The organism is Clostridium nigeriense (assembly GCF_050585245.1).
GTDB lineage: Bacteria > Bacillota > Clostridia > Clostridiales > Clostridiaceae > Clostridium > Clostridium nigeriense_A.
In genome coordinates this window covers 1-12769 of sequence record NZ_JBNOOF010000008.1, presented here as the reverse complement: position 1 = coordinate 12769, position 12769 = coordinate 1, and the positions used below count along the sequence as shown (strand labels likewise).

The 12769-nt window shown below is 27.6% G+C and carries 14 protein-coding genes and 2 pseudogenes; 14 read left to right on the top strand and 2 right to left on the bottom strand.

The genetic code is table 11. From position 1 onward, the window contains the following. Positions 1-231 precede the first annotated feature (231 nt). Positions 232-294: pseudogene (locus tag ACQPUY_RS12605) on the bottom strand (hypothetical protein); the annotation flags it as partial. A 4-nt stretch (positions 295-298) separates the two neighbouring features. Here ACQPUY_RS12605 and ACQPUY_RS12600 point away from each other — a divergent pair. From ACQPUY_RS12600 to ACQPUY_RS12565, 8 genes are all read left to right on the top strand, one after another. Next, entirely contained in the window at positions 299-541 is a 243-nt protein-coding gene (locus ACQPUY_RS12600) for a GyrI-like domain-containing protein (RefSeq protein WP_430841579.1), read from the top strand. A 239-nt stretch (positions 542-780) separates the two neighbouring features. Continuing rightward, a complete protein-coding gene (locus ACQPUY_RS12595) occupies positions 781-1911 on the top strand; it encodes a hypothetical protein (protein WP_430841578.1) in 1131 nt (376 codons plus the stop codon). A gap of 229 nt (positions 1912-2140) precedes the next feature. Continuing rightward, complete coding sequence (locus ACQPUY_RS12590; protein WP_430841577.1) at positions 2141-2935, top strand: hypothetical protein; 795 nt, start codon at positions 2141-2143, stop codon at positions 2933-2935. Further along, on the top strand, positions 2922-3491 hold the full coding sequence (locus ACQPUY_RS12585) for a hypothetical protein (protein WP_430841576.1): 570 nt from the start codon (positions 2922-2924) through the stop codon (positions 3489-3491). Before ACQPUY_RS12590 ends, ACQPUY_RS12585 begins: the two co-directional genes overlap by 14 nt. A 172-nt stretch (positions 3492-3663) precedes the next feature. Next, positions 3664-3903 (top strand): hypothetical protein, encoded by a 240-nt coding sequence (locus ACQPUY_RS12580; protein WP_430841575.1) that lies wholly within the window; start codon positions 3664-3666, stop codon positions 3901-3903. A gap of 126 nt (positions 3904-4029) precedes the next feature. After that, on the top strand, positions 4030-4290 hold the full coding sequence (locus ACQPUY_RS12575) for a hypothetical protein (RefSeq protein ID WP_430841574.1): 261 nt from the start codon (positions 4030-4032) through the stop codon (positions 4288-4290). A 113-nt stretch (positions 4291-4403) separates the two neighbouring features. After that, positions 4404-4988, top strand: coding sequence for a MarR family winged helix-turn-helix transcriptional regulator (locus ACQPUY_RS12570; RefSeq protein WP_430841573.1), 585 nt, complete (start codon positions 4404-4406; stop codon positions 4986-4988). 183 nt (positions 4989-5171) lie between these two features. Next, positions 5172-5846: a CPBP family intramembrane glutamic endopeptidase gene (locus ACQPUY_RS12565; RefSeq protein WP_430841572.1), complete on the top strand. Its 675-nt coding sequence runs from the start codon at positions 5172-5174 to the stop codon at positions 5844-5846. 130 nt (positions 5847-5976) lie between these two features. On the opposite strand, the gene ACQPUY_RS12560 is transcribed toward ACQPUY_RS12565, so the two are convergent. Further along, positions 5977-7128, bottom strand: coding sequence for a cupin domain-containing protein (locus ACQPUY_RS12560; RefSeq protein ID WP_430841764.1), 1152 nt, complete (start codon positions 7126-7128; stop codon positions 5977-5979). A gap of 339 nt (positions 7129-7467) precedes the next feature. Here ACQPUY_RS12560 and ACQPUY_RS12555 point away from each other — a divergent pair, with 339 nt between their 5' ends. The 6 genes and pseudogenes from ACQPUY_RS12555 to ACQPUY_RS12530 all read left to right on the top strand — a co-directional run. Next, entirely contained in the window at positions 7468-8445 is a 978-nt protein-coding gene (locus ACQPUY_RS12555; protein WP_430841571.1) for an O-acetyl-ADP-ribose deacetylase, read from the top strand. Positions 8446-8848: 403 nt separating this feature from the next. After that, a pseudogene (locus tag ACQPUY_RS12550) lies at positions 8849-9486 on the top strand (vWA domain-containing protein). Between the two features lie 593 nt (positions 9487-10079). Beyond that, positions 10080-11114, top strand: coding sequence for a conserved phage C-terminal domain-containing protein (locus ACQPUY_RS12545; RefSeq protein ID WP_430841570.1), 1035 nt, complete (start codon positions 10080-10082; stop codon positions 11112-11114). A 271-nt stretch (positions 11115-11385) separates the two neighbouring features. Then, positions 11386-11736, top strand: a complete 351-nt coding sequence (locus ACQPUY_RS12540; protein WP_430841569.1) for a DUF3221 domain-containing protein — start codon at positions 11386-11388, stop codon at positions 11734-11736. 171 nt (positions 11737-11907) lie between these two features. Further along, a complete protein-coding gene (locus tag ACQPUY_RS12535; protein WP_430841568.1) occupies positions 11908-12369 on the top strand; it encodes a GNAT family N-acetyltransferase in 462 nt (153 codons plus the stop codon). Positions 12370-12629: 260 nt separating this feature from the next. Then, a partial coding sequence (locus ACQPUY_RS12530) for a DUF1659 domain-containing protein (RefSeq protein WP_430841762.1) occupies positions 12630-12769 on the top strand: 140 nt, incomplete at its 3' end.

Sequence of the window (12769 nt, the reverse complement as noted above, 5' to 3'; positions counted from 1 at the left end):
TCCATTATCAAAATTATATTGAAGAATCTCTTTATGCTTTAGATACTCTTCATAGCTAATATTTTTGATGCATTTAAATAATTATCCATTTATTTTAAAATTTTCACAAAAGTCATTAACAACCTTAACTATAATATCATCACAATTAGTTTTTTCATTAACATCATTTAAAAATAGTCCCACTAAGTCACCAAAAACAGCACCAGTTGAATCACTATCACCTTTATGGTGTATTGCTAATTTTATAGCTTTATTTAAATCCTTTGTTTTTTCATAAAATAAAGCTGAATAAATTGCAATGGCTAAACACTCTTCGGCAACCCATCCTTCTCCTAAAGAATCAATTGAAGCTGTTTGTATATATCATAAAGGTTCCTATGATTTATTACCTGATGCTTATAGTTTTATAATGAAATATGTTGAAGAAAATGGATATGAAATAGTAGAAAGTCCAAGGGAAAGATATATTGATGGTATTTGGAATAAAGAAAATATAGATGAGTGGCTTACAGAAATACAAGTTCCAGTTAGAAAAAAGTAAATCTAAAAATAAATAATAAACTTTTATATACTTAAGTACTCTGCCATAGCAGGGTACTTTTTCTTATATAAAGAGTAAGTTTTAAATTTAAATATATGATTAATGGATTATTAATAAATAAATATAATTTAATAATGACTTATGACATAATATGGTATAATAGGGAATGGAAAGTAATTAAAAGATAAGGCATTGTACATGGAGTATAAGTACACTTAATAAATCTGGGGGGATGAGAAATGAGTAAAGAGTTATTAACAAATAAAGAGGAAGAAATAATAAGCTTTAAAGATGAAGTTAGCTTTTTAGATCCTAGAAGTAAAAAAGAGTTTTTAACTGTTATGAAAGTTGAAAATGAAGAAATTAACAATAAAAAGTGTATAGGTAGTCTTGCTAAGGTAAATATGTTTATGCAACAATTACCTTTAGCAGTAAGCATAGAACAAAGTGAAATTATTAGCAATTCATATAAAATTGTTTTCCCAGAAGGTGCATCAGGAACTTTAATGAAGTATAAAAATGGAATGCTAGGAACTCCGCTTATTGGAGATAATGGAAAGATATCTGCTCATGCTGGATTAGTATCTGTTGATAATATATCACTAACTCCATTAATGATATTCTCAGCAATGTCTGCAATTACAGGACAGTATTTTATGGCTAGAATTGATGATGGATTAGAAACAATTACAAAAAATGTTAAAGAGATTATTGGTATAATTTATGATGAAAAAGAATCAGATAATTTTTCAGCATATAATTTTTGTGAATATGTAAAGAGTAATATGCAATTAATACTTGGAAATGAAGTATTAAAATTATCTACTTTAACTAATTTACAAGCAACAAATAATAAAATGTGTTCAAATATATTATTTTATTCTAAGAGCATAGATAGAAAGAGTAATGATATAGTTAATATACCTAATAAAAAGTTAAGTACTACAGATAAGAGATTATCAGAAATGGATGAACTATCAAAAATTGTTTTTGGATTAATAAGACAACAGCAGTTAAGTTTTGAATTGCTATGTATTGGAAAAGTATATGAAATACAAGTTGCAGAAATGTATGATGAAGAATATTACAAAAATATAATTGCAGAACTTGAGAGAGTTGGAAATATAGTAGATTCAGATGTTAAGATGCTTATAGATAAGTGTGAAGAAACATTATTAGAAATTATAAAAAAAGCTATAAAGGGAGATGATGCAGTAAGTCAATTTAAGAAGGCTATGCAAGACTATAAAAACAAACAATTAGAATTTGAAAAAATTAAAAATAATTTTATTGAAAATATTATTTCATTTAAAGATGAAAATATTAAAGCTAAAGAGTTTGTAGTTGTTGATGATTTAATATATGCTTAGAAAAAGTAATAGTAGATGATATAGTAAGATATGAATGTTAAACTATAATAATTATTGGAGATATACACTATCATTAGTAGAATATCTCCAATATTTTTTTATTAAATTTGTTTAGTTTGAAAAAATTATTAATAGATAAATTTGTATGCAATTTATATATTAAGGGTGAATAAGATTAATAATGATTAATAAGTTTATTATAGTATAGATATAATGAAGGGGAAGATTTATGATTGCAGAGTTGCATGGGAAAATTAGTAGCAGAGGAACAAATTTAAGAGAAACTTCAGAAGATAATTTAACTGGTAATATCTTTGGTGCATTAAGATATATTCCATTTAGTAAGGGCATTCAAAAAATATTATTAGAAATAATTGATAAAAGTAACTTTAATAATTATGAAGCAGAAGAGTGGGCAGAAAAAATTGAGTTTTGGCCTTATCATAAAGATGGAGAGTTAGATTTAATTATTGATCTTAATTTAGTTACTATTGGTATAGAAGTTAAATATAATAGTGGTTTATCATCAGAAGATGATGTAATAAAAGACTATGAAAGTGAAGAGCCAAGTAAAAATCAGTTATCTAGAGAATCAATGATTATTAAAGAGTTAGCAATAGAAAAAAATAAGAAACCAATTTTACTTTTTATTGCTAGGAAAAATGAAGGCAAAGAAATAGTAGATAACGTAAAGAAGAGAAATATTATAGAAAATGGTGTAATATTTGAGTTTATTTCTTGGGAAGAAATATGTTCTATAATAGAAGAATTATATAAAAGTTCTAAGTTAAACTATTTTGAAAAGGTAGTAATTGATGATATTTATAGACTTTTAGCTAAAAAAGGCTTTGATAGCTTTAAAAGTTTTAAGAGTAATATTAGTAGTAGTCTAATAGATAAAAATGAATATTTCGTATTTAAAGAGAATAAAAAATATAATTGTATGTCAAAGAATGATAACGATAAATTTAATTTTGGTTGTAATGTGCATATAGAAGAGGGGGAATATTATGAATTCAGATAGTAAAAATATAGAGAATGCATTTTCAGTAGTATATAATACCTTAAAAAATGTAAAAAAACTTATGGAATATTGTGATGAGGTTGCAGAAAGTAATGGGTATAGTTCTTGCACTTCAAAATTTTTAAGAAATAATACAGATTCTAGTGTTGAGGGATGGTTATATAATAAGTTATTCAAGCTATATCAAAGGAGAGAAGATAAAGAACTGGAAAATAAATGGAGAAATGGACCACTATATGTACTAGAAATAAATTTTGAAGAAGCACCATCATATTATTTATCCAAATTTGAATATGAAAATATAAAAAGTTGGCGAAGTGGAATATCACCTTCAGATTGGTGGGCTTTTTATTTTCCAACAGATATTAAGGATAATAGGATTGAGTTTAGTAAATTAGAGAACATTTATACTGTAGGTGTACCTAAGGATTCGTACAAGAAAACTTACTGGGGGCTTAAAAGAACAGTGTTTAAAAGTAAAAATTTATTAGACTTGAATAGTGATAATGTTAATATTAATATTTTTCAAGAATTTAATAATCTAAAAGATAAATAATACTATACGGTGGTGAAGAATTAAAAAAGAAAATTATCATTTTTGCTTTTACGTAGACATAACCATAATTATAAGATAATAGAAATATATAGAAATTAATATTTGTATTAATATATGAGTAAGTTATTTATTAAACTACTCGATAAATTGGAATTAGGAGGAAGTGAATAATATGGGAAAATGTCATGTAATTAGTGCAAAACGAATGGGATGGGAACAAATGTATGATTACTATACCTTTCCAGTTAATGAGTATAGTAGAGAAGAGGCTATGGATCAGTTTCGTACTGTTGAAAAAGAAACAAAAAAAAATAACGGGGAATGGTATCCGTACACTGCATATGAATATAATGGAGAAATATATCATTCTATTATTTATTCTGGGACTGCAGATGAAAGCGAATTTGATTAATAAATTATACTATCTATTGGCAAAGTATATGAAATTTATAAATTTCTTACTTAGCTCATAAAAACCACAATAAATCATAAGTATAGGCAATATATTTAACTACTAGTATATTATTTGGAGGGAAATATGGTACGTTTAACAAGGGATGTGAGACAAAGAATTTTAGAACAGAACGAAGGTTTCAGCACGAGAACATATTATGAGGGTAGAAATACTAGAGAAGAAAGAATATATACAATTTCAGGTGGAGTACTAAAAATACGTGCTATAGGAAAGGGCGCTTGGGCTGATAGTCGATATGATGAAGAGTGGATTGCTAGTGATGATGAAACTCATAGGTTTTTATATGCTAACAAATGGAAAATGAATCTTGATGGAATAGAATAATAAAATATAATCAATTATCTTACTATAATTGATTTTCATTATCAATTATACTATAAGGTGCCTTACAATTATGCTATAATACATAGTAGTAAATGACTTAGGAGGAAATATTAATGCAGGATGAAAAAGTATGTCCTATTTGTAAAAATCATTGTAGTTTAACTAAGCCAAAATGTGGACGTGGTAAAAAATATGCAGAGACAATGGAATTACCAATTAAGTCTAATGATAAGGATAAAAAATCTGAACATATTTATAAATTAGAAGACTATCAAAAATCAAATATTGATGAAAAAATATTAATGAATTTAAGGGATACAGGATATATAATTAGAAATCTTTCTCGGGGAATAGTAAGCCAAAAGAAAATCCTAACTTTACTTAATGAGGTTGGGAAAATTACTCAGAAGAAATTAACAAAGAAGCTTGGTGTTAAGTCAGCATTTTCTAGTGAAATACTTAGTAAGATGGAGGATAGTGGCTTAATTAAATGCACTGATAGTAAAAAAGATGAAAGAACTATGGATATTAAGTTAACGAAAGAAGGTAAGATGGAAGCAGTATTAGCAGGAGCTCAAATGGAAGATTTACATGGTGAGATGTTTTCTTGCTTGGATACTACTGAAAAAGAGCAATTTCTTTCTATTCTTGAAAAGTTAAATTTAGATTGGGATAGTCGTTATTTAGTAAAGAAATAAATAAATTGTATATTTTCTTTTGATGACTTTTATACATTATAAAGGATTTAAGAGAAGATAAGAGTAATTAGGAATATGTATATAGTGTCTAGAGTATTATTGGCTCTAGACTTTTTTATTTATAAAGGTATAGATAACAGATTTATATATCTTGTGGTATAATAAGGAAAAAGAGGTGGTGTTATGGTAAAGAAAAAGAAAACTATTATTTTAATTGTTTTAATAGGTTGTTTAATAATGGGATTTATAGATGCAGTTATTAGCCCACAGTATCTTATAAAGTCCTTTATAAAAATTATACTTTTTTCTATAATGCCAATTTTATATTCAAGATATGATACGAATTTAAATTTAGCTTCTTTATTTAAGGTAAAAAGCAAGAAAGAAATAATCATTGCTATTTTATCAGGAGTAGCAATATTTACAGTTATTTTAGGAGCTTATTTTATAATAGGTAATTTTTTTGATTTTTCAAATGTTGTATCCTCATTATCAGAAAATGCAGGTATTAACAATAATAACTTCTTATTTGTTACCATATATATTTCTTTTATTAATTCTTTACTAGAAGAATTCTATTTTAGAGGCTTTGCATTTTTAAAGCTAAAAGAAGTATCAACTAGGAAGTTTGCATATATTTTTAGTTCCTTAGCATTTGCTTTTTATCATGTTGCTATGATGATAGGCTGGTTTGATATAAGTTTATTTATTTTAACTATATGTGGACTATTTGTTGGGGGATTAATTTTCAATTATTTTAATGAAAAATATAAAAATATATATGTTACTTGGTTAATCCACATGTTTGCAAATTTTGCTATTAATTATATTGGGTTTATGCTATTTAATCTTATATAGTTAAAAGTATTAGAATATGATTATTTCTATTTTTGATCAATATTATAAACAAAGGCATCATAATTTTGATGCCTTTGTTATCGTAAGACCTTGTTGTATTATTAAAGGTTTTTAGGTCAGTAATCCCTCTTTATAAGGAGTAGTTTTTGTCATCATAATCTTTAGGTGCTTTATAATCAAAATTATTAAAGTAGCAAATATTCTGAGGGGTGTTTTGAGCATATGGAAACTCAAAGTTTTGATATTTTACTACAGGATTGCTTTCCTTACTTATAGTATCAAGAAATTCATCAGGAAGATTTAATATTGATTTTACCACCTCACGTGGAGTCATTGCTATCCATTGAGCAAGTGATAAATCACTAAAATGACTACTATTAAATACTTCAAGGAATTGGAGAGGTTCGTCACCAATATTTTGTACATAATGGAAGGCTCCTACTGGAACATATCCCACATCTCCTGCGCTGTAATTAAAGGTACGAGCTTTAGGACCTGGCATAAATACAGTCATTCTTGCTTTTCCTTTTATATAATATTGGAATTCGTCTTGGTTGGTATGCCAATGTATTTCTCTCATTGCACCTGGTTCTACAGTAACAAGAGCTGCGGATACAGTTTCACAAGCAGGGAAATTACGGTTATCAAGAATTTGTATAGTTCCACCATCACCTTTGATTGGTTCTACATTACAAAGCTCATGCTTATATGACTTAGGAACCTTTCCTGTAGGAGAATCTACGGTTTGAGATTCTAAGGTTCCAGGATCGCCTCCATCTGTAATATAAACCTGTTTTGATGGAATATTTTTAAAGGTGTCCTCTGGAACTCCAAAGTTAGCGGACAAAACATCCATTGGCATATGGGCAAATAATTCAGAAATAGAAAAAGTATTATGCTCTGAGTATTCACCTTTATCAAAGAACATTAAAAATTCACAGCCCTCATGTAGTCCTTGGATGCTATGAGGAATATTTTTAGGGAAAATCCAACCTTCACCAGGATGAATATCAGCTACAAAAGTTCTTCCAATCTCATCTACTGCAGTTACACGACAAGAGCCTACTAGAAGGAACCCCCACTCTGATTGCTGATGTGTATGCATTTCTCTTACCCCTGGGGAAAGATTCATGTCTACAACGGCAAAGGTATCAGAAATAGGGAGCTCACGTTTGGTAATTTCCCTTGACCATCCACCAGGTCTTAGAATCATATTAGTATCTGAAAATGAAAATTTGAGATTTGGTATAAGCCCTTTATCTGTGGCTGGAGGAACAATCATATCTGGATTTTCTTCATCTCTCTTAAGATTCCTTGGTCCTAAGTCAAGTGCTCCAAAGCCATCTGAACGGATAGGTTCTGGCCTATTAGATTCCTTTAATTGGTCTAATTTTTCTTGTAATCGTGTTTGTAATAATCTTTCCATAAAATATCTCCTTTAGAACTTAATATATAATAGTGTTTGATTATTTCTTCGAAAATATACCAGTGAATTTACATTCTATACCGATTATCCATTATGTATATATTTATGGTAAAATTATATTAATAAGGAAAGTGATACTATGGCTTTGATTGTGTTTACTTTAATTGTACAACTATGAATAAGTAGAAAATTTATATGCCACTAGAAATAATTCGTAATGATATAACAAAAGTTCATGCAGATGCAATAGTAAATGCAGCAAATACATCATTACTTGGAAGGGGAGGAGTTGATGGAGCAATTCATGCAGCAGCTGGGCCTGATCTTCTTAAGGAATGTAGAACTCTTGGGGGATGTGAAGCTGGTGAAGCTAAGATAACTAAGGGATACAATCTACAAGCTAAGTACATAATTCATACTGTTGGACCAATATGGAGGGGTGGAAATAGTAATGAGGAAGAATTATTAACCAACTGTTATAAAAACTCACTTGAATTAGTTAAAGATTACAAGCTAGAGAGTGTTGCCTTTCCTTTAATATCTACAGGTGTTTATGGATATCCAAAGGATAAAGCCTTAAAAATTGCTATTTCAGTTATTAGCGATTTTTTATTAAAGAATGATGTTACTATTTATTTGGTTATATATGACAAGCATGCCTTTATGATATCTAGTAAGCTATTTTCATCAATTAAACAATATATAGATGATAGATATATAGAAGAGCATTCGTATGCTAGAGAAAGATATATGAAAAACTCTATATGTGAATCTCAATGTATAGTTAAAGAAGTAGAAGTAAAAAATAGAAAACTTGAAGATATATTAAATAATATCGATGAATCTTTTTCAGAGATGCTATTACGATTAATATATGAAAAAGGTATGGATGATGTAGATGTTTATAAAAGGGCAAATGTTGATAGAAGACTTTTTTCTAAAATTCGTAACGATAAAAATTATAAACCTAGTAAGTCAACTGTAATTGCCTTTGTCATATCATTAAGACTTAATTTAGATGAAACAAAAGATTTACTTTTAAAAGCTGGATTTGCTTTATCCCATAGTAGTAAATTCGATATTATTATTGAATACTTCATTGAAAATAAAATATACGACATATTTGAGATAAATGAAGAATTATTTACTTTTGATGAAAATACCTTAGGTTAAATAATGGTATATTATTTATATATGCTAATAAATCATCAAAACTATATTTGTTAATAAATTTCATAATTCCGAATGAAATGAGGAATTATTACCTTCAGTGTGAGGGGGATAGAAAGATTGTATGAGAGCGACTTGGAGCTAGCGAGGTCACAAGTAAAAAGAGAAAATGTAATTAATATACTATAAAAAATATATATATTATTTTTCATAATTCCGAATAAAATGAGGAATTATTACCTTCAGCTTAGAAGAAGTAAATGTTATATGACGGTGACTTGGAGCGAAGCGACGGAACAAGGAATATAACATTTACTCCTTTTCTTTTGTCGCTTTTTATGCGACCAAATAAGTTTTAAAAAATGGTATCCTTAAATCATAGAAAAGGTGATTGGAGGATAATGGTATGAAAAATAATTTAACAGAATTAGTATTTATTTTAGACAGAAGTGGATCAATGATGGGACTTGAAAAGGATACTATCGGAGGCTTTAATGCAATGATTGAAAAACAAAAGAAAGAAGAGGGAGAAGCTTTTATAACTACTGTATTATTTGATAATAAGTATGAGTTATTACATGACAGATATCGCCTATAAGTGAGAAAGAATATTTTGTTAGAGGTACTACTGCATTATTAGATGCCGTTGGAAAGACTATAAATAAAATAGAAAATGCTCAAAAACATACTTTAGAATCAGAAAGAGCAAGTAAAGTTTTTTTTGTAATAACTACAGATGGTATGGAAAATTCAAGTACAAGATATAGTTATGAAAAAATTAGAAGAATGATAGAAGAGAAGAAAAAGGAATTTAGATGTGAGTTTATATTCCTTGGAGCAAATATTGATGCAATTTCGGCTGCTGAAAGTATAGGGATATCTGAAGATAGAGCAACTAATTATAATTGTGATAGTGAAGGAACTAGGCTTAATTATGAAGTAATAAGTGAAACTGTAAGCTGTCTAAGAACTAATAAAAATATAAGTGATAATTGGAAGAATAAAATTGAAGTGGATTATAAAAAACGTGGAGGAAAGATATAAATGTTGGGGCTATTATTGGAGATATAGTTATATAACTATGTTCACTCCAGTATTTATTGCATTTATTATAACAATCAGTGTTATTGGTTATGGTATAAATATATTAGTTAAATCAATTAAAGAACAGGACAAGAATAATTAATAAGATTATTGTCATACAAAATAGATAGAAAACGGATAAAGCAATCTGTTTGTTCTACTTATAACTAGTTATCAACACATATTTAAAATATAGCCTAATTTAAAAAAGAAAAAATATGGTGTGGGAATGGCTTGGAGCTTGCGACGGAATAATGAATTTTCATAATTCCGAACTTGAGAGGAATTATATCAATTAGTTTGAAAAAAATATTTATAATATTATGTCGACTTGGAGCGAATGCGACGGAGTAAATAATTCACATAATTCCGACTTTGGAGGGATTATTACATTTAGTTTTAAAAAGAAAAAAATATGGTGTGGGAATGACTTGGAGCTTGCGACGGAATTCTCCACACCATATTTTTTTCTTTTATTTTTTTCTCAATTTCACTTAAAACTGGGTACTTATTTAATGATAGGGTATTTAAATAAGTTTTGGGAGGATTTTAATATGCAATTTTCATTTTTAGGGTATTCAGTTAAAAAGATTATGGAGTTTAATTTAGATGTTAAGGATGTAACTATTCTTAGGTATTTTGATGATTTTAGAAATAGTGGAAAAATGAATTATGAAGTTATAGAAGGTGTTAAGTACTATTGGATAAGTTATCAAAACATTGAAAATGAACTTCCTTTCTTAGGTTTAGGAAAGAGAACTATTATGATGAGGATGCTTAAATTAAGGGATTTAGGAATTTTATCTCATTATACTAAAAAAGAAGGTGGGACTTTTTCCTTTTATGCTTTTGGGAAAAAGTATAAGGAGTTATTATACATTAATAAAAATAATGATGATAAAGATAATAATAAGGATAACAGGGGACAAGCTGATAATTATTATATTAATGAAGAAGATATTGATATAAGTATAAGTTCAGAGGAGGATTCTACCATTAATGAAGTTCTTAATAATGAAGATAGTGTTCTTGAGAATGACAAAGCTGTACATGATTTAGAAAACTTATATGTAAATAATCATCAAAATGAAGAGGGGGTATTCCAAAATAATCATAGAGGGTATGCAGAGAAATGTTCAACAAAGACTCATCTACTAAATAACTCATCTACCATAGTAACTAATATATATAATAATATAAAAGACAATGTAACTAGTATAATAAATTATTTAAATTTAAAGGTTGGTGTTATGTATAAGCCTAGTAACACTAAAACTATAAGTCTAATAAAAGCAAGATTAAGAGAAGGCTTTAGTTTTGATGACTTTAAAAAAGTTATAGATAAAAAGATTAAGGCTTGGAAGGGTACTAGCTTTGAGCAATATCTAACTCCATTTACTCTATTTGGAGATAAGTTTGAGGTTTATCTAAATCAAAAAATAGTAAAGCAAGAAGAAGGTAAAAATAATAATCCTTATGGAAATAAAAAAAGCTATGGATATAATAAAAATCTAAGATTCCATAACTTTAAAGGTCGCGACTACGATTATGATGCTCTAGAAAAGAGACTATTAGGTTGGGATAATTAATAATATTAACAAACGGCTATCTTAAAAAAGATGGACATAATTTTTTATTACAATTTAGAAAGTGAAGGGTACTTATTTAATTTTAAGGCTCTATTTAAATGAATGTTAAGATACAATTATTTCCAAATTATGTTATAATATAGGAATAATAAATATTTGTATAAATTTAATTTTATTTATATCATTACTAGAATTATAATCTGTGAATTATGTGTATAAGTATATAAAGTATTGAATAATCGTATTATATTTCTCAAAAGGAAGTGATAAAATGAAAAATAAAAAAATATTTTGGTTCATTGCAATAGATATATTTGTTGTCGGTATTATATTGTTTTATCTATTTAAACCAATGACAATGAATGATATTTACGATAAGCCTAATTTTACAGGAATAGTAACAGAAATATATGATAAAGCAATTTTAGTTTCTGTTGACGAAGATGAGGATGAAATTAAGAGTAGTGATAAAATAAGTGTTTCACTTGATGTTCAATTAAAAGATAGTATGACAAGTTTTAAGGTTGGCGATAAAGTAAAGATATTCTATGACGGTATTATATTAGAAACTTATCCAGCTCAAATCCATACAGTTTATGCAATATTGTTAATTAATGAGTGAATTAGCTATTATTTTAGGGGAAATGAATTTGATTTAGGAGAATAACCTTAAATGATTGTGGTTTACAAGTAAAGTGGACAAGTTAATTTGTCCACTTTTATACATTCCATTATAAATACTAGCTTAAAACATAGTTATTTTTGAAAATATTAAATAAAAGGAGGATTAAGTATGATAAAGTTAATAGTTCCCAGAATGGAAGAATTGTCATTTAGAAAAGAATTGTTAAGTGATGAAGATACTATGTCTTATAATCATAAATGGGGAGGAACAATAGACTTTCAAGAAAATAAGTGGGAAGAATGGTATAGAAAATGGATTATAAACAAAAATAATGATCGATATTATGCATATCTTTTTTCAGAAAAATTAAATTGCTATGTAGGTGAGATAGCTTATCATTATAGTGAAAAAGAATATATAGCAAATATAATTATTCATAGTAAATATAGAGGAAATGGTTTCGGGAAAATAGGACTTAAATTATTATGCAAAAAAGCTAAAGAAAATGGCTTAGTAACTTTATTTGATAATATTGCATTAGGTAATCCTTCAATAAAAATGTTTTTAGACTATGATTTTAAAGAAGTATGGCGCAATGAGGAAGCGATAATGATAAAAAAAGATTTATAGAGTCTAGTTTAGAAGAATTATATCCTTCAGGTTGAAAGGGAAAATTTATAATATTATTACGACTTGGAGCTTGCAAGGTCGCAAATGATTTTCATAATTCCGAACTAGAGAGGAATTATGAAAATCTGTGTATAAAGAAATAAATATATTATGAGGGTGACTTGGAGCCTACGACGGAATCCCGAATATTATATTTATTTCTTTTATTTTTTTAAAATCACTTTTTATCAACGTATATATAAGTTGAGGAGGTGATAAACATGGCAGCAAGTTCAGTATTAGTTGGAAATTCTTTAGGAATAAGCTATCAAACTGGAGTTAATTCTAAGGGAGAAGATGTTTTTGGAGGACAAAGCTTTAAAAACATATCAGCAACTGCAACAGATGATGAGTTAGTAGC

What these genes read in the sequence shown, in the direction of transcription:
- ACQPUY_RS12600 (WP_430841579.1), top strand. Translation starts at nt 299, where the DNA reads ATGGCTAAACACTCTTCGGCAACCCATCCTTCTCCTAAAGAATCAATT.
- ACQPUY_RS12595 (WP_430841578.1), top strand. Translation starts at nt 781, where the DNA reads ATGAGTAAAGAGTTATTAACAAATAAAGAGGAAGAAATAATAAGCTTT.
- ACQPUY_RS12590 (WP_430841577.1), top strand. Translation starts at nt 2,141, where the DNA reads ATGATTGCAGAGTTGCATGGGAAAATTAGTAGCAGAGGAACAAATTTA.
- ACQPUY_RS12585 (WP_430841576.1), top strand. Translation starts at nt 2,922, where the DNA reads ATGAATTCAGATAGTAAAAATATAGAGAATGCATTTTCAGTAGTATAT.
- ACQPUY_RS12580 (WP_430841575.1), top strand. Translation starts at nt 3,664, where the DNA reads ATGGGAAAATGTCATGTAATTAGTGCAAAACGAATGGGATGGGAACAA.
- ACQPUY_RS12575 (WP_430841574.1), top strand. Translation starts at nt 4,030, where the DNA reads ATGGTACGTTTAACAAGGGATGTGAGACAAAGAATTTTAGAACAGAAC.
- ACQPUY_RS12570 (WP_430841573.1), top strand. Translation starts at nt 4,404, where the DNA reads ATGCAGGATGAAAAAGTATGTCCTATTTGTAAAAATCATTGTAGTTTA.
- ACQPUY_RS12565 (WP_430841572.1), top strand. Translation starts at nt 5,172, where the DNA reads ATGGTAAAGAAAAAGAAAACTATTATTTTAATTGTTTTAATAGGTTGT.
- ACQPUY_RS12560 (WP_430841764.1), bottom strand. Translation starts at nt 7,128, where the DNA reads ATGATTGTTCCTCCAGCCACAGATAAAGGGCTTATACCAAATCTCAAA.
- ACQPUY_RS12555 (WP_430841571.1), top strand. Translation starts at nt 7,468, where the DNA reads ATGCCACTAGAAATAATTCGTAATGATATAACAAAAGTTCATGCAGAT.
- ACQPUY_RS12545 (WP_430841570.1), top strand. Translation starts at nt 10,080, where the DNA reads ATGCAATTTTCATTTTTAGGGTATTCAGTTAAAAAGATTATGGAGTTT.
- ACQPUY_RS12540 (WP_430841569.1), top strand. Translation starts at nt 11,386, where the DNA reads ATGAAAAATAAAAAAATATTTTGGTTCATTGCAATAGATATATTTGTT.
- ACQPUY_RS12535 (WP_430841568.1), top strand. Translation starts at nt 11,908, where the DNA reads ATGATAAAGTTAATAGTTCCCAGAATGGAAGAATTGTCATTTAGAAAA.